Genomic DNA, 16,984 nt, shown 5'->3' on the forward strand with positions numbered 1-16,984 from the left:
CGTGCCGTCGTTGGCGCTCCCATGTGCTCTATGACCTCAATTTCTTCAACTACCTGTCACTCGCAGGTGACAGATACCGTCCGGTTCAGTCAGACCATTCCTCTGCCGCGAGGGGCGCGTCGTTCAGCTCATCGCGACGGGAGCGCCAGTCTGGTAGGTAGTAATCCATCAACTCGATGAAACGAGGGCCGTGGCCCCGCTCGTGGAAGTGCACCAACTCGTGGACGACGATGTACTCCAGGCATCGCGGGTTCTTCTTCGCCAGCTCGGGGTTGAGCCAGATGGCGCCTGAGTGAGGAACGAACGTCCCCCACTTGGTCTTCATTCGTCGGACAACAACCTTGGCTGCCTCGATACCGATCGCAGGCTGCCATTTGTCGAGGAGCGCGGGCAGAGCTGCTTTCAGCTGACGCCGGTACCAGCGGTCGAGCGTTGCACGCCGGGCATCTGCATCAGCACCGGGTGGGGTAACAACCCAGAGGGTTCGCCCCTTGGTCTCAACGCTGTGGTGACCACTTCGACGTGAGACATCCAAGAGGTAGCGCTGACCCCATACGTAGTGGGTCTCGCCCGACTCCATCTCCCGCTTCGTCTGCCGATCCGCGTTCTGCAGTTGCTCCCGCTGACGCTTGATCCAGGGCAGGCGCTGCACGATCGCCAGCCGAATGGTGTCCTCGTCGGTGCGCTCCGGCGCAGCGACGCGCACGCGGCCCATCGGCGGGTAAACCGAGATGTGCAGGTTCTTGATGTCCTTGTAAATGACATCGACGCCGAGACCCGCCACCGTCAAATAGGCGTTAGCGGTACTCATCGTGCACCTTCAAGAGAGCGATGAGCCGCTTTAGATCGTCAGGATCGCATCCTTTCGGCAGTGCCTTGATCAGCGCCCGCGCCAGCGCGCGCTCCTTCATCGGGTTCCCGGCCCAACCATGCTCCTTGGAGCTCTGGATGACGTCGTGAAGGTACTCAGGGTCTACGGCTGAACCCTGTGGCCAGCCGAAGTCGACCAGCGCTCGACGAGCTGGCGTTCTAGCCCAAGCCGGGTAGGCAGCCGTCGACTCGCCCGTGCCCACCTGCTGGGCCAGATCGATGAGCTGATTGAGGAAATCAGCGTACTCGATCGCCGCTTGGTTGCGCTGCTCGACTAGTGCGTCCAGTAGCGCGGACATGCGGTCGTAGTACTTCGGGTTGAGGACGCGCTCGTCAACGATGGTCCTGCGTACGTTGTTGACGATGGTCTCCGCGACGGCTTGTGGGTTCTCCCTGATGCGCGGAGGCAGAGCTCCGAGCGCCCCGATGCCCTGCTCGACGATGAGGTGCACGAGACCTTGATCGAAGGCGGCTACCTGCTCTGCAGGATCGGCCTGGATATAGGTGTCGAGCAGCGCGCGCATCCCTGCCTCGAACTGCTTCATGTCGACGTTCTCACGCGCGCCGACTTCGACCTCGTTGCGAACCGCTACGTAGTGCTTGACCTCAATTGCTATGGATGCGGCGTCAGCCTCGCTGTACCCGGCAGCATCCATGTCGTTGGCCAGCACGGCGTACGCACGCACCAGGGCAGCTACCGACTTGTACAGCTCGACCCGCTTCGGCTCGTTAGCCTTGATCTGATCGGCATCGCCGGGGATGGTCGAGACGAAGTAGTGCTGGTACTCGACGATGCCCTTGGGAGGAGCGACCGGCTCGCAGAGTGCCCGGATGCGTTCCAGCGCCTCATCGAGATCCATGCGGTCCTGCTCGACACGGTCCTTCAAGAGGCCTTCGATGTCTTCCTCGGCGTAACCGTCCAGCGCCTCGCCGGTGTACGCGGTGATGGCCTTATCGATAGACTTGAACAGGTCCCGGTAGTCAATGACGTAACCGTAGGTCTTGTCATCGCCATCCAAGCGGTTGACACGGCAGATGGCCTGAAAAAGACCGTGGTTTCGCATGGTTTTGTCGATATACAGGTAGGTGGCACTCGGGGCGTCGAAGCCGGTTAGCAGCTTGTCGACGACGATGAGCAGGCGCATCTGGCCGGGTTCCTCAATGAACCGCCTCTTGACCTCGGCCTCGAACTCCTCGATCCGTTTCACGGCCTTATCGGCAGGCTGGTTGAAGTAGTCGGCGAGCATCTGCCGGTAGATGTCGTACTTGCGCAACTCCTCGTTATCGCCTTCGCCAGCGTCCTCCTTTGAGACGGCTGTGGCGTTTGGCATGTAGCTCGTGACGATGGCGACCTTGCCCTTGAACCCCGCTTGCACGAACAACTCATAGAACTTGCACGCCTGGTAGACGCTGTCACCGACCAGCATGGCGTTGCCGCGGCCCGAGATGAGACGCGGCTCGCGCTCGAAGTCCATCAGGATGTCCTGCACGATCATCTCGGCGCGCGACTTGGCCGAGACGACCTTTTGCATGGTGCCCCACCTCTCCTTGAGACGGGCCTTGCTGAGGTCGGTGAGTCCCTTGGTCTTGAGGTCGAACCACTTGTCGATCTGCGCGGCGCCCTTGAGCTCCTGGTCGATGTTACGCGCCTCGTAGCGCAGGTCGAGAACCACGCCGTCACGCACCGCTTCGTCATACTTGTACTCATGAATGAAGCTTCCGAAGGTCCTGGTACTGGTCTTCTTGTCGGCCTTGAGCAGCGGCGTGCCGGTGAATCCAATGAACATCGCCTCCGGCAGCAGCTCCTTCATGGCACGGTGTATTTTGCCGCTCTGGGTGCGATGTGCCTCGTCGACGAAGACAAAGAGATTGCCCTTGGCCCGGAAGCCTGCGGGGATCCTTGCGTGGAGCTCGCGAATGAACTCGTCGCCGACCTCGTCACGATCCTTATCGTCGTCCGAGCCGCGGAACTTGTGAACCAGCGAACACATGAGCCACGGACGACTCTGGTTGAGCAGTGTGACCATCTCGGCGCCCGAGCCTGTGCGGGTGATTCGCTCGTTGACGCCGCCAAAGACCTTCTCGATCTGCTCGTCAAGTTCGGTGCGGTCGGTGATGATCAGGACCCGGGGGTCGGTCTGGTTCTCTTGGATCCACTTGGCGAGCCACACCATGGTGAGGCTCTTACCGGAGCCCTGAGTGTGCCAGATGATGCCGCCCTCACGAGAGCGGATGCGCTTCTGAGCGGCCTTGACGCCGAAGAACTGGTTATGACGGGCGGTCTTCTTGACGCCCGAGTCGAAGACGATGAAATCGTGAATGAGCTCGAGGAAGCGATCCTTGCCAGCCATCTGCGTCAGGGTTCGATCAAGCGGGTTGGCGATGTCTGCCCCGACCGGACTACAGTCCGGCTCTCTCCACGTGAGCCAGTACTTCTGCGGTGTCTCGATCACACCGTAGCGCAGACCCTCGACGTCGTTGCCAGCGAAGAGCAGTTGCACCGTGGTGAAGAAGGACCGCACGAAATGCTGCTTCTGGTTGCCGATGTTCTGTCGGATGCCCTCACTAACGCTCACGTAGGAGCGCTTCAGCTCGATGACGCCTAGGGCGATGCCGTTGACGTAGAGCACCAGGTCGGGGCGCTTGGTGTGTTCACCTTTAATGGTGACTTCCTCGGCCACGACGAAGTGATTCGCCGTCGGGTTGTCCCAGTCGATCAGCCGAACCGTCTCGTAGGTTTCGCCCACGTCACGCTTGACCTTCACGCCGTAGCGGAGCAGGCTATATACCTTGCGGTTGACGTCATAGAGCGACTGACCTGCGGCCAACGATACGGTAGTCAGTAGCTGCTGAACAGCGCGACCGACGATCTCGTCGTCGTAGCCGCGAGCGAGCAGGTTCTGACGCAGCAGCGTCTCGTCGACGTTGGAGTTGTCGTAGTCCTCGCGGTTGCCACCGTAATCGTACTCCAATTGGTCGACGAACAGATTGACGATGCGGTTCTGCGTCTCGCGCTCTCGTTGGCCGACGTCACTCATGAGGCAGCCTCCTTACGAGCCAGGTGGGTTCGACCGGTGAGCAGCTGTTGCATCATGCCTTTCTTGATGGCGCGAGCGGTTCGGAGGCGCCGCTCGAGGGCAGCGAGCTCGACATCTGTGTCCGCCAAGACAGCAACAATCGCTGCCTGCTCATCGGAGCTTGGCACGCGCACTCGAACTCTTCCTAGCGAGCCACCATTCGTTAGTGCTCGGGTCGTGTACGACGCTGTCGCGACAACCTGGCGCCGCACAGACGGCAGCTGGAACTGGTAGGCAAGAAACGTCGTGTTGACGGGGGCGATGGGACGGCCGCGGAGGACGAATCCGCTGAATACGGCGTCGCGAACATCGCCGACGAGGACGGCTGCGGTTCCGATCTCGTCAACACTCTCAGATGTTCGGGTGAAGAACATGTCCCCCCGACGCGCCGAGAATCGAGAAATCTCGTCCCGGCTCAAGCTGACGAGTCCTTTAACCCGGTTGGCAGTGATCACGGGTGCTCGCATCACGTCCATGAAGTTGACGATCGGCGTGCCATGCCCAAAAAACTGGCTGGCCTTGTTTAGGCCATTCTTGAACTCCAGAAGCTCCGACACGGGCTGCTCAATCCAAGCCTCACTGTATCCCGGCAGGCGGACTCGACCGGTGAGCAGTTCCTGCATGACACCCTGCTTGATCGACCGCTTCTTCGCGATCTGGCGGCCGAGCAACTCGATGAGATCATCCGCATCAGCGAGCGCTCCAGCAATCCGGCGTTGCTCGTCCAGGCTCGTTGGAACCCTAAGCGAGATCGACCGTAGCTGCCCGGAGTTCAACGACGGCAGCGCCGTGGTTGCCGCCAAGCTGGACAGCCTTAAGTCCGTGAGAAGGTAGTGTGCAAACCTTCCGTCCAACTGCTCTGTATCCACGACGTAGGCAGCCATGTTGTTGTCAATACAGCTGTCTTGTGTAAGGATGCGCTTCCGCTCAAGGAAGACCGCCGCGCCGACCTTCGCGAAAATTATGGCTCCAGCAGGTATACGTGTCGCTCCGAGTTGCTTGCGCACGCTCTCGGAGATGTAGTTATTGGCGCGACACATGAAGATTTCGTTTCCTGGCAGGTTCATGTCCGAGACCTTGAAGAAGGGCAACTCCCCAGACTTGACGCCTTGGAACCTCGTCGGGAAGCCGCTACCCCCCTTGAAGTAGCCGACGTCCCCAGCAGGTCGATTCGAGGCGACAGTCATTCGGAGACTCCCATCGCCACCAGATGTCCCCGCAACTTCGCTGCCAGCTCCTCGGCCTTGGCATCAAGATCGCTGGCGGTGAACTCATACCTCTCTGCCAGAGTTAGTAGTCTTGCAACGAGAGCTTGGCCCAGTGCCGTGACCTCCGCGCCGATCCGGCTGCTGATCGTCCCGCCCCACTTGTCATCGATGATGAGCGCTTGGATGTCCTCGGTAGTGAGCTTGCCGTAGTGCGCGAGGGCCTGCTCGTGGAGCTTGATTGTCGCTTCCTTGACGGCCTTCTTCGTGGCAGCCTCGGCAGCGAACAGTTTTATCACGTGATTGAGCGCTTCGATCTCCTCGGCCTCGGCCTTCTCGGCCTTCGCAGCCTTGAGGCGATCTTTGGCGAGTTTGGCCGAGACCTTGCCCTCATCATCTGCCGCATCCCAGAGCAGACCGTCCTCGACGACTTGCTCCTCGATGTATTCCTCGATGGCCTGGGCAGCGGCCTCCTGCTCGACGACGAGGTCATCGAGGTTGACCTTCTCTTCGGGAAAGAACCGGGCGATGACGTACTCCGGCGGGATCAAGTCCATGACCCAGCGCTTGGCATTCGCGCCGGTGCCGAACACGAAGTGGGAGTCCTCGTACTTGGTCTTGTTGTTCTTGTCCTTCCAGGTGCGAGCCGCGCGCGGCTTGGCTACGGGGTCCCAACCCTCACCCACGATCAGAACCACGTCGTCGTGCATCGAGGCGTTCCAGTAGCTCATGAGCTGCTCGTACACGCCGTACTCATCGATGAGCGGTCGGGGACGGAAGGCCTCCAGCAGCGCTTCAGAGACTTCTTCGATCAGGTCGTTCGGTCGGGTCGTTCTGGTGATGTCGGCCAGCACCTTTCGGCGCGAAGCCCACCACTCGGCAACGGTATCAGTCGTACCTGCAGCAAAGGCCTGGTACTCGCTTGAGTCGGTGATGGTCGTCTGGATGTCGGCTTTTTCGACTGCCAGCTCAGAATAGCCGTCGTGTAGCGGTTTGAACAGCTCGGCGCGCAGGCTGGGGAAGGCATCCCAGTAAGGTTGCAGTGCGTCCAGGTCCCGGTTCGGGATTCCGCCCTGGAGATGGGCGCGCAGGTCCTGAATGTCTTCGAGCTCGGAGCTGTCGATGTAGCGCGAGATGTTGAGGTTGTAGTCGTTCTTCGGGTCGGCGATCTCCTTGAGCGGCACCATGCGTGAGAACCGCTGGATCTCCTTCTGGTTGACGAAGGCGTCGACAATCTTGTGCATGTCGCGCGATCGAAGGCGATTCTTCGGACCGTCCTTCTCGAATCCCTTGGAAGCGTCGATCATGAAGGTCCCGGTCCGACTGACAGCATCCTTCTTATCGAGCACGATGAGACAGGCGGGGATGCCGGTGCCGTAGAAGAGGTTGGCTGGCAGACCGATGATCGCCTTAATGTAGCCTCGCTTGACCAACTCCTGACGGATCTTCGCCTCGGTGTTGCCGCGGAAGAGCACACCGTGCGGCATGACCACGACACCCTTGCCGGTGGACTTCAGCGACTTGACCATATGCAGCAGGAACGCGTAGTCGCCGTTCTTGTCTGGAGGGGTGACGAAACCGTCGAAGCGGCCATAGTCCTTCTCAACGCCGTTCTTCCATGTCTTCACAGAGAAGGGCGGATTGGCGACTAGATAGTCGAAGGTGTCCAGCCGGTCGTTCTCACGGAACTTCGGGTCGGCCAAGGTGTTACCCTGTTCGATCACGTGGGTCTCGTTGCCGTGCAGGATCATGTTCATGCGGGCCAGCGCCCATGTGGCGTTGTCGTTCTCCTGGCCGTAGATGGTCAGGCCATGCGGAGCTGCATCAACAACCTTGATCAGCAGTGATCCAGATCCACAGGTGGGGTCATAGACCGTAGTGGCCTTCGGCGTGCTGGCCGGGATCTGGAGCAGCTGCGCCATAACACGAGACACCTCGGCAGGGGTGTAGAATTGACCCTTGCTCTTGCCCGACTGCGTGGCGAAGTGACGCATCAGGTACTCGTAGGCGTCGCCGAGCAGATCGTCGCCCTCCGCCTTTGAGCCGGAGAAGTCCATGTCCTGGAAGATGCCGATCAGGTTCGACACCTTGTCCTGAAGGTCCTTGCCGGAGCCAAGCTTGGTTGGGTCGTCAAAATCAGCGTTGTTGATGACACCTTGCAGGTTGTTCGCCTCCGCGAGTTTGCGGATGGCGACGTTGACCCTCTCGCCGACGTCTGGCCGGCCCTTGAGCGTGATCAGGTAGTCGAATGAGCCGTCCTCGGGCACGTCAATGAGTGCATACGGATCGGCCTTAGCCTTGTCTGACACGTACTTCACGAACAGCAGCGTCAGGACGTAGTCCTTGTACTGACTGGCGTCCATGCTGCCGCGGAGCTCATCGGCACTGCTCCAAAGAGAGCTGTACAGGTCTGACTTTTTGAGAGCCATTACCACGCCACCCTTTCGCTCAACCCGAGACCTGAGCCTGCCCGAATCCCTGCGGCGAGGCGTGCATGTGACCTGTCCATCCTTGACACCTGTCTCTATGTAACGTAACGTGCAACAGTTATTACAAAGAGTGATGACTGTTGCGAGCGTTCTCACGATAGCGCCGTGCACCGACGAAGCAGCTCATTGGTACGGATCGGCTCTGGTGCCGCTGTTCCTGTAGCTCAGCGGCGGACTGGCGCCGGTTGTGCTCGGACCCCGCGCGCTGGAGCAGGGCCTGTGAGCAGCGTCTGCCCCGTTCGACCTCGATATGCTGGCCCTCGGGCCTGGTGGCCACGAGGAGCGGTTACTCGACGTGACCCGACACTAGGGTGCATCCCTGGCCTTCGCGCGCTGACGACAGCGTCTGGCCCCAGCGAGGACGGGGTCTGTCAAACGAGCGGTGTAACTCTGGGTTGAAAGGGGTTACTTGCGTCCGGCGGCGAGGCGGCCGTCGAAGGCGAGGTCGAAGGTGTTCATTGCTGGTTTCCAGCGCATGGTCCAGCGGCGGCGTCCGGTGCCGGTCGGGTCGAGACTCATGACCGCGAGGTAGACGCACTTAAGCCGATAATGCGTGATCAGGCTTCATCGAAGCTCAACTCACCGACAACGCCACCACCCCGACCCAACGGTGCCCAACCACGACCAACGGGCCCAAAGCGAGTTCGGCTACGCGTCTGACCTGGGCGGATGCGGCAGGTTCGGGAAGGTTGGCGAAAATCACCCGATCGGGAAGATCAATCCTGACCCCTCAACGAGATCAACAGCCAGCAGGAGGAGTTGATCTCCAATTTTTCTCCTTACCGGCGGGTAGGACGATCTTTCCCTCCACAAGGGACGATCAACACCACGCGGTCCCGGAAAGATCAAAACGCCCGCCGACCTGCGAGTTCTCGCAGAGTCGACGGGCGTCTGACGACCGTCGGGCTGACAGGATTCGAACCTGCGACCCCTTGACCCCCAGTCAAGTGCGCTACCAAACTGCGCCACAGCCCGGCCACAGTCGCTCTCGCGGCTGCCGGGTAAGAGTAGCGCACGCCTGTGTGGGGGTTTCGGCGGGGCTGGGTCACGGTGTTCGGGGTGCGACCAGGATGTTTGCGAACGCTTGACCTGGGGATTTGGGTGGCTGGCTTGCCGCTTGCCCTGATCGGGGAGTCGGTGGTGCGCTGCTGTGGTCGCGGCAGGTTCTGTCTGGGGGCGGGGGCTACAGGCGGCCGGTGGGGAGGTGGCCTGCGGTGAGGGCTTCGACCTGTTCGGGGGTGAACGGGGGGTTGAGCAGGATTTCGTGGGTGGCGTAGCAGCGGAACATGTCGGCTATGTAGTGCATTCGGTCTGGGAGGTCGGACCAGTCTTCGGCGGCGGTGTCCAGGGGGCTGTCGGGGGTGGGGTCGACCTGGTGGAGGAGGGCGAGGAGGTCGGGGTTGGTGAGGTGGGTCAGGGGGGCGGGGTAGGTGGCGGTGAGGTCGTCGCTGAGGTCCAGGTGGGTGTTGTTGGGGAGGGTGAGGGTGAGGAGGAGTTTGGTGATGGTTTTGCGGGTGAGGGTGCGGGCTGGTTCCAGGAGGGTTTCGACAGTGGCGCGGAGGAGGGTGATGAGGGGGAGGGCGATGTGGGGGAGAGGAGATGGGGTGCGGGGGCGGGGGGATGGGGTGTGAGGTAGGGGGCTGGAGGTGTGGGGCGGGAGCTCGTGGGTCAAGAACTGGGGGGTTCGGATGGGGGTGGTCAGGGCGGCGGTGATCTCGGGTTGCAGGCGGGTTTGTTCGTGCAGGCCGACCTCGATGTTGGCCAGGAGCAGGAGTTCGGTTCGGGCCTTCGGGTCCTCGGTGAACCTGGCTCGGTAGTAGTGGGTGAACGCCTGCTGGAGGTAGTGCTGGCCGTTGGGGGGCGGGCCGGGGCGGAGGGTGGCGCAGAAGGCGGCGATTCGCTGGTCGTCGGGGGTTTGGGTGTGGGCGAACTCGGTCAGGAAGCGGGCGAACTCGTGGGCGATTTCGGCGAAGACCTTGAGGTTGCCTCGTGCTCCGGCCTCGCTGGCTGCTTCGAGGCGGGTGAGGGTGGCGATGGGGTGGTGGACCAGGCGTTCGGCGACTTGGTGGGGGAGTGCTCGGCGTAATGCTTCCGCGAGCAGGGCGGCTATGGCGGAGGACTGGGGGGAGGCGGTGAGGAGTCTTTCGGCCAGGCGGCGGGGGTCTTCCTGGCGGATGGTTTGGCCGACCTGTTTTGAGGCCCACACCGCGAAGGTGCACCAGTTGGCCGAGCCGCCGGTGAAGTCGGTGAGGGCTCGGGACAGGGCGTGGTAGCAGTGGGTGATCATCAGGTTGCGGATGATCGGGTCGGGATGGGCGGCGATGCGGGTGACGTCGGCGACCGTCGGGGTGGGGGGTTCCTGCACGTCCGCGCGGAGGGGGGTGGTCATCGAGGGGGCCTTCCTGTCCGGGGTTCGCAGGGCCATGACAGGTGTCGCGCGGGTGGGGGTTGTTGTTAGGGGTGATCTGTCGGTGTTCGCGCGGCTGGGGTTGGGGGAGTTGGCTGGGGGGTAAGGGGGAGTCGGCTGTCGGGCTTCGCTGGTGTGGTTGCTTGGGGCGGGGGTGGTCGGGTTGCGGGGTTTCGGTGGGGTGGGCATTCAAGAGTTGGCGACCGGGCTCCGCTGGGGTGCTCGGTGCCGGAGGGAATTGGCTGCGGGGGATTGGTGGGGTGGTCACTTGGGGCAGGGGCAGTCCGGGGTGAAGCCGGTCAGTCGGGTGCAGAGCAGTACCGGGCCGGAGGATGAGCTGACCTGGAGCGTTCCGTCGGAGCGGGTGGTCAGGAGCACGGTCACCGCCTCGGCTCCCTGGTGGGGCTCGGTCGACTTGCCGTCCAGGTTGTGGTCGCGGGTGCGGTGGTTGAACGCGTACAGGCCCGCCGCGGCGGCCAGGGCCAGCCACAGGATGCCGAGTAGCAGGTAGCGGAGCGTCAGGTCCTCGGTGAACGCCGCGGCCACGGCGCTCTGCATGGCTCCGAACGTCGGGAGGAGGGTGACCCCGCCGCCCGCTGAGGACGGGGTGATGATCGGGTTCTGGACCATCACGTCGACCAGGCTGATCATGATGATCAGGAACATCCCGGCCAGTTCCGTGCGGAACACCATTGCCAGGACGATCCCGATGCCGCCGTAGGTCAGGCCGCTGACGGACAGGCTCACCAGCAGCAACACGAACTGCTCGGGGCGCCAGAACAGCAGTAGCAGCAGGGAGGCGTACAGGGCGACCACCCCGGCGGCGGCGAGCAGGGCGAGCAGCTTGGCCAGCAGCAGCGCCGAGCGGGGGAAGCCCGCCAGGACCAGGCGGCGGTCGAAGTCGGCTGAGCGGCGGACGGCGGTGAACATCATGAAGCCGACGATCAGGGTGACCGCGTTCATCGCCCCGGAGATCATGCCCAGCTCGTTGGCGTCCACCGGGATGGTCCGGCCCGCTGGGCGGGAGTGGAAGTCGACGGGTTCGCTGGGGATGATCACGTTCACCAGCAGCAGCCACACCGGGATGAACACCAGCACCAGGGCGAGGGCGACCCGGTTGCGGGAGTGCTGGGTGATCTCGTGCCTGGTGGCGTCGGACAGCGAGTCCGACCAGGTCGCCGTCATGCCCCGGTCACCTTCCGCGCCGTGGCGGCGGCTCGGCCGACGGTCTTGCGGACCGCGCCGACCGTTCGGGCCGCGGGGGGTTCAGGGCGCCGCGTGGCGCCCGTGGCCTTGGCGGTCGCGGTCCTGGTGCCCTTCTGCGTCGAAGGCTTGCCGACGGCGGGTTCCCCGTCCGCGGTGGCCTGCTCGATCGCGGTCCGCTCGAGTGCCGGCGCCCCGACCGCGGGCGGGTCGACGGCCTCCTCGGTGGTGAGGCGGCCCTCGCGGAGTTTGTGCAGGCGGTCGAAGCGGGCGGTGTCGTGGGCCAGGTGGGAGATGATCAGGACCGACCGGCCGCGGTCGCGCAGTTCCTCCGCGATGGACCAGAAGTTGAGGTAGTTGTCCCAGTCGAAGCCCTGGTAGGGCTCGTCCATCAGCACCACGTCGGGGTCGTGCATGAGGGCGATCGTCAGGTTGAGCTTCTGCCGCGTCCCGCCGGAGAGCAGGCCCGCCTTGACCGACCGGTGCCGCTCGTAGCCCAGCCGCTCCACCAGTTGGTTCGCGTGCTCCAGCGAGCGCAGCCCGTAGGCCCGCCGGAACAGGGCCAGGTGCTGGTCGGGGGTCAGCTCGTCGTTCAGCACGATCTTCTGCGGGCAGTAGCCGAGCCTGCCCGCGTAGAGCGCGTCGCCGCGGTCGGCGGGGAGTTCGCCCGCCAGGACCCGCAGCAGGGGCGACTTGCCCGCGCCGTTCTCGCCGATGATCCCGAACAGCTCGCCGGGGGCGAGGTCGAACTCGACGCCGCGCAGCACCTCGTGGCCCCGGAAGGACTTGTGCAGGTCGACCACCCGCAGTACGTTTCTGTGCTCCATTTCGGTCCTCCCAGGACATCGGGGTCAGGGCGGTCAGGTCAGGGCGAGGCAGCGCAGCCAACCCCGGTCGGCGCCCGCGGTGGTCAGCAGCGCGGCCAGCACCCCGGTGGCCCCGGACAGCAGGGTGGTGTCGGTGCCCGCGAGGCGCGCCACCCGGTCGAGTCGGTCGTGCAGGTGCCCGGTGAGCCAGTCGCGCAGCGCGGCGGCGGGTGCTGACCCGGTGTGGCGGGCGAAGGCGTCGGCCACGAGCAGCACCCCGGCCGCGCCGTGGCAGACCCCCAGCCGGTCGCTGTCGCGGTCGCCGTCGAGGTGCACGTCGGCGTCGTAGCCCCCGCACAGCGTCCCCACCGCCCGCACCGCGAGGTCGCACAGGTCCTCCCCACCGGGGGCGCCCGCGCGGACCAGTGCCCGCCCGGCCGCCCACAGCGCCCAGCTCACCCCGGGGTTGCCGTAGCACCAGCCCTGCCGGTGGGCGACGGCTTCCGGTTCCCCGCCCGCGGCGTACCGCCAGGACACGATCCCGGCGCCGTCGACGTAGAGCCCGGCGACCAGCCAGGTCGACAGGTGCGCCACGGCGCGGACCGCCTCCTCGGTGGGGTCCACCGCCGACAGCGCGGCCAGGACCCCGGCGGCGCCGTGCGCCAGGCCGGTGACGACGTCGCCCTGGGTCCAGCCGACCAGCGGGTGGTCGCGGTGGGCGCCGATCCGCAGGCCCGCCAGGTCGGGTTCGGCGGCGAGGGCGGCCAGGTGCGCGGCCGCGCCCCCCGGGGGTGTTCCGGCGGGCTGCGCCAGCAGCGTTCCGGCCGGGCCGCTGACCAGGTCGTAGTCGGTGAAGCCCACGGCCGAGGTGCGCCACGGCCTGCGGTCGGCCGCGGTGGCCAGTGACCGCGCGGCCCGCTGCGCCGCGGGGCCGACGTCGGGTCGGACCCCCGCGATCAGGCCCAGCCCGGCCACCAGACCGGACAGCCCGTCGTGCAGCCCGGTCCCCGCCCGGCCGCGCAGGCCGGTGCGCAGCCACAGGTCGGTGGCCTCGCCGCAGGTCCGGCGCTGCTCCCCGGTGGCGTCGGGGTGCGCGGCCACGAGGGTGGAAAGCACGGCCGGACCCAGGTCGGGTCCGGCCGTGCCCATCGGGTGACGAGCCGTCCAGGAGGTGAGCACGTGGTCCGCGACCAGCAGCAGGTCCCGCGTCGAGGCGTTGCGCGGGGTGGTCAACACGTCGGGAACCACCATCTCCCGCTCCTTTCCGGCTCAGCTCAGCAGTACCAGTGCCAGGACCAGCCGCCGCCGCAGCCGCCGCTGCACAGGAGCAGTGACACGGCCTCCCCGCGGTCCGCGGAGTCCAGTTCGGTGATCTGCGCGTCGAGTTGCTCGACAAGTTCGTCGAGGTCGGCGAGTTCCACTGTGGATTGCACGGTGTTCTCCTTCGCTTGACTGACTTCCCCACCGGTGGACCCGGTGGTGCTCGGGGGCGGGTCGGCGCTACACCGCCGTCACGAAGCGGTTCGCCGCCTCGGTGGGCGGGCTCAGGCCGCGCCACGCCCTGGCCGCCCGGTCGGCCACCCGGGCCAGCCCGGGGTCCGCTGGGAGGCGGATGACCAGTTGGGCGGCGAGGCCCTGGCCGAGTTCGTCGCGCACCGGCAGGTGCTCCGGGTCGGGCAGCATCTCCTCCAGCACGAGCGCGGGGACAGCGGGGTCGGCGAGCAGGCGGTCGAACACGCGCAGCGCGGTGACGCTGTCCAGGTCGACCGGTCGCGGTCGCCGCCCGCCCGCCGCCCGCACGAAGTTCCAGCGCGGGGCGCCGGTGGCCGCGCGCAGGTCCGCCAGCCTGCGCACCCGCTCGACCACCGGGTCGCCGGGGCTCGGCAGGGCCGCGCGTTCGACGCGGACGGTGGCCCCGGCGATCACCAGCCCGCCGTCGAGCACCAGTCGGGGGGTGCGGGCGCGGCCGGGGAAGGCGGCGGCGGGGTCGCCCAGGAGCAGCGGTGCGGCCAGGTGGCCGATGGGCGCGGCGGCACTGAGCAGCGCCACCACGACGTCCCACGGTGCCATCGGCGTCCGGGTGGCGTGGCAGACCGGCCACAGCGGCTTGCCGTCGGCGTCCTCGGCGACGACCCGCCCGTCCCGCCTGCGCACCAGGACACGGTCCAGCGGCAGGTAGCGCCCCGGTCCCGCCTGCCCGGCGAAGTAGGTCGACAGGTCGGCGTCGCCGGTCCAGGTGCGGGTGTAGCGGGGTCTGCGGACCGCGTTGGCGCTGCGGTCGTCCTGCGGGGGCACCAGGACCTCGACGACCTCCGCCCCGCACCGGGTGGTGACCTCGGCCAGGAAGCCGCGGTAGTCCTCGACCTGCGGCACCCGGCCGTGCAACTGGTGCAGCGCGTCGGCGAATCGGGCGTCGAGCACCCCGGCGGGCAGCACGGCCTCCAGCACCGCCACCGGCCCGTCGCCGGGCAGCGGCCGCACCAGGCAGTCGACCGGCCACGGTGGCAGCGCCGCGGGTGGGGCGCCGACCCGGTCGAGCGCGGCGGCGTCGATGTCGACCTCGTCGGCGTCGGCGTGCCCGGCGAGCCAGTCGGCCAGCCGCTGGTAGGCGCCGCCCGGCCGCGGTTCGGGCCACTCGGTGGCGGGCGGGGTGGGCGGGCGGTGCTCCGCGCCGTCGAGGAATTCCGCGACGACCTCGGAGGCGGGCCGGGGTTCGGGGCCGACCAGGTCGAGCACCGGGTGGCCGCCGCCGGTGCCCCCGGCGTCCTCGGCCAGGACCGCGCCGAGCCTGCCCGCCTGGGCGACGAGCCCGGCCAGCCGGGTCACCGCGGCGGCGGGGACGTGCCCCCGGCCGCGGCGGTAGACGTCGACGAAACCCCTGTCCGCCACCACCCCGCGCGGGTTGGGCGACCAGTCCCGCAGGTTCGACACCGGCTGGGCGGAGAGCTGGAGCACGCCCAGCCCGGCCAGGTGGCGCAGGAACGCCCGCACCGTCGGGTGGTGCCGGTCCTCCGGGGCGAGCAGCCGGACCACGTCGGCGGTCCGCAGCGCCCCCGGGCCGAGCAGGTGCCGGACGGCGTCCACCGCCGGGGTGCGGCGGACGCGCACCAGCCGCAGGCCCTTGGTGCTGTCGTGGTCGGCCACCCAGCAGCACAGCCGGGCCCCCCGCACCCAGTGCAGGCCGGTGATGCTCAGCCAGGCGTCGGGCAGGTCGGCGGCCGTGGCCAGCACCCGGCGGTCGGCCTGGATGTTCGACAGCGAGTGCACGGCGTAGTCGGTCACCTCGAACCCGGGCAGCAGCCGGGTGTCGCGGTCCGGGGCCACGCCCACGAGCGCGACCTGCCCGAGCCAGCCGCGCGGGGTCGTCTTCAGCGCCGCCCGCGACAGCAGGCGCAGCAGGTAGTCCGCGCGCTGGCGCAGCCGCTTGTCGGTCCACCGCTCGCCCGCGGCCAGCCTGCCGCGGATCTCGTCGAGCACCTCGGGGGCGGTCTGGGAGACCACCCTGGCGGCGGTGGGGGAGTCGGTGACCAGTTCCCACGGCAGCGCGGCGAGCCTGCTCCGCTCGGCGAGCACCGCGTCCGCGCACTCCGCGCGGGCGGTGGTGAGCGCGGTCGACCAGGTCGCCGCCCGGACCAGGTCGTCGGTCAGCGCCTGCGGCACCCCGAGGGCGACGCCCACGACGGCCAGGCGCCTGCACTGCGGCCCGTCGACCGGTTCGCCGCGGGTGAGCTGTCTGCGCAGGGTGATCGCCGAGGTCCGCACGGGCGCGGACAGGTCGGGGTGCGGCACCAGTTCGGCGCTGACCCGCTCGGCGAGCGCGGCGGCGAACGACCGGTGGTCGGCCTCGTCGCGGCTCAGCCGCCGCAGGGCGTCGAACAGCCCGGGGTTGCCCGCTTCGGCGACCAGGGCGGCCGGGACACCGGAGACGCGCAGCAGCCCGGCGGGGCCCTCGGGGCGGAAGTCAGCGGACATGGCCGTCCGTCCCGGCGAGCGCGGTGGCGATCAGTGCCTGGGTGCCCGGGCTCAGCGCGGCGCGGTTCCAGTGGAAGATCGTGTGGTAGCAGGCCGCTTCACGGGGGCCGATGACGGCGCGTTCGGTGCCGAAGTACTCCGCCCACCACCGCTCGCACAGCGGGCGCACCCGTTCGGCGTGCCGGTCGGCCAGCGCGCGGACGTCGGCGGGCAGCGCCGCGGCCAGTGCGTCGGGGTCGGCCCAGTGCCCGCGCAGCCGCGCGGTGACCGGGCCCTCGACCGGGGCCGACCCCGGGGGCGTGCGGCGGCCGGAATCCGCCACCCGGCCCCAGACGTCGCGATCCTCCCAGCCGACGACCCGCAACCCGTCGAACACCGCGCGCAGCATCAGCAGCGACAGCGCCCAGGCGGGGGTCTCGCGCGCGGTGGCGTGGTGCTCCAGCCAGGTCAGCGAGTCCACTGTGAACAGGCGGTGCACGTGCGGCATGGACTCGTTCCCGCCGAACAGGTGCGCCTCCGGCTCGTAGACCGCCGAGCGCACGCCCCGGACCAGCCCGGCCGCCCGCCACCGCTCGGCGTGGCGCCGGACCTCGGCGCGGACGAACTGGCCGTGGCCGCGGGCCGGGGCGAAGCGGACCCGCAGCCCCGGCGGCTTGTGCATGAAGAAGAACTCCGCGGCCGCCCCGCCGTCGAGCAGTTCGTGCGCGGTCGCGGCCAGCTCCGGGTACAGCGCGGACAACCCGCCGGGCGCCACCTCCAGGCCGAGCTGCACCCACTCGCCGCCGCGGGCCGCGCGCAGCGCCGCCGTGCCCGCGGCCAGGAACGTCCGCTGCGCGTCGGTCAGCTCGCCGCCCGCGACGTCGGAGAGCGCGCTCGCGCAGTCGGCGAGGAACGCCGCCATGGGGGCCACCCCCTCGGCCGGGGGCGCGGTGGTGGGCAAGGACATGTCGACTCC

Annotated in this window: 11 protein-coding genes, 1 tRNA gene and 1 pseudogene; all 13 read right to left on the reverse strand. The window is 67.1% G+C overall.

What is annotated here, in order from left to right; translation table 11 throughout:
* Positions 1–85: 85 nt before the first annotated feature.
* The 13 genes and pseudogenes from UO65_RS00845 to UO65_RS00895 all read right to left on the reverse strand — a co-directional run bounded on the left by UO65_RS00845 (position 86) and on the right by UO65_RS00895 (position 16,975).
* Positions 86–811 (reverse strand): M48 family metallopeptidase, encoded by a 726-nt coding sequence (locus UO65_RS00845; protein WP_035277706.1) that lies wholly within the window; start codon positions 809–811, stop codon positions 86–88.
* Positions 798–3,908, reverse strand: a complete 3,111-nt coding sequence (locus tag UO65_RS00850; protein ID WP_035277708.1) for a type I restriction endonuclease subunit R — start codon at positions 3,906–3,908, stop codon at positions 798–800. Before UO65_RS00850 ends, UO65_RS00845 begins: the two co-directional genes overlap by 14 nt.
* Positions 3,905–5,134, reverse strand: a complete 1,230-nt coding sequence (locus UO65_RS32905) for a restriction endonuclease subunit S (protein ID WP_052020348.1) — start codon at positions 5,132–5,134, stop codon at positions 3,905–3,907. The genes UO65_RS00850 and UO65_RS32905 overlap by 4 nt, the downstream gene beginning before the upstream one ends.
* On the reverse strand, positions 5,131–7,581 hold the full coding sequence (locus UO65_RS00860; protein WP_035277710.1) for a type I restriction-modification system subunit M: 2,451 nt from the start codon (positions 7,579–7,581) through the stop codon (positions 5,131–5,133). Before UO65_RS00860 ends, UO65_RS32905 begins: the two co-directional genes overlap by 4 nt.
* A 465-nt stretch (positions 7,582–8,046) precedes the next feature.
* Positions 8,047–8,184, reverse strand: a pseudogene (locus tag UO65_RS37780) (IS256 family transposase); the annotation flags it as partial.
* 358 nt (positions 8,185–8,542) lie between these two features.
* Positions 8,543–8,616, reverse strand: a tRNA-Pro gene (locus tag UO65_RS00865).
* Between the two features lie 208 nt (positions 8,617–8,824).
* Positions 8,825–10,030, reverse strand: a complete 1,206-nt coding sequence (locus UO65_RS00870; RefSeq protein ID WP_035277712.1) for a hypothetical protein — start codon at positions 10,028–10,030, stop codon at positions 8,825–8,827.
* A 282-nt stretch (positions 10,031–10,312) separates the two neighbouring features.
* Positions 10,313–11,233 carry a hypothetical protein gene (locus UO65_RS00875; RefSeq protein ID WP_052020350.1) on the reverse strand — a complete coding sequence of 307 codons (921 nt, stop codon included), beginning with the start codon at positions 11,231–11,233 and terminating at the stop codon, positions 10,313–10,315.
* A complete protein-coding gene (locus tag UO65_RS00880) occupies positions 11,230–12,078 on the reverse strand; it encodes an ATP-binding cassette domain-containing protein (protein WP_152551912.1) in 849 nt (282 codons plus the stop codon). The genes UO65_RS00875 and UO65_RS00880 overlap by 4 nt, the downstream gene beginning before the upstream one ends.
* A gap of 33 nt (positions 12,079–12,111) precedes the next feature.
* Complete coding sequence (locus tag UO65_RS00885; RefSeq protein ID WP_052020352.1) at positions 12,112–13,308, reverse strand: lanthionine synthetase LanC family protein; 1,197 nt, start codon at positions 13,306–13,308, stop codon at positions 12,112–12,114.
* Positions 13,309–13,331: 23 nt separating this feature from the next.
* A complete protein-coding gene (locus UO65_RS37145) occupies positions 13,332–13,490 on the reverse strand; it encodes a hypothetical protein (RefSeq protein ID WP_181400212.1) in 159 nt (52 codons plus the stop codon).
* Between the two features lie 67 nt (positions 13,491–13,557).
* Positions 13,558–16,029, reverse strand: a complete 2,472-nt coding sequence (locus UO65_RS00890) for a hypothetical protein (RefSeq protein ID WP_052020354.1) — start codon at positions 16,027–16,029, stop codon at positions 13,558–13,560.
* The gene (locus tag UO65_RS00895; RefSeq protein ID WP_035277713.1) at positions 16,019–16,975 is read right to left on the reverse strand and encodes a thiopeptide-type bacteriocin biosynthesis protein; all 957 of its coding nucleotides are present in this window, start codon (positions 16,973–16,975) and stop codon (positions 16,019–16,021) included. The genes UO65_RS00890 and UO65_RS00895 overlap by 11 nt, the downstream gene beginning before the upstream one ends.
* Positions 16,976–16,984 lie beyond the last annotated feature (9 nt).

Source organism: Actinokineospora spheciospongiae, assembly GCF_000564855.1.
GTDB lineage: Bacteria > Actinomycetota > Actinomycetes > Mycobacteriales > Pseudonocardiaceae > Actinokineospora > Actinokineospora spheciospongiae.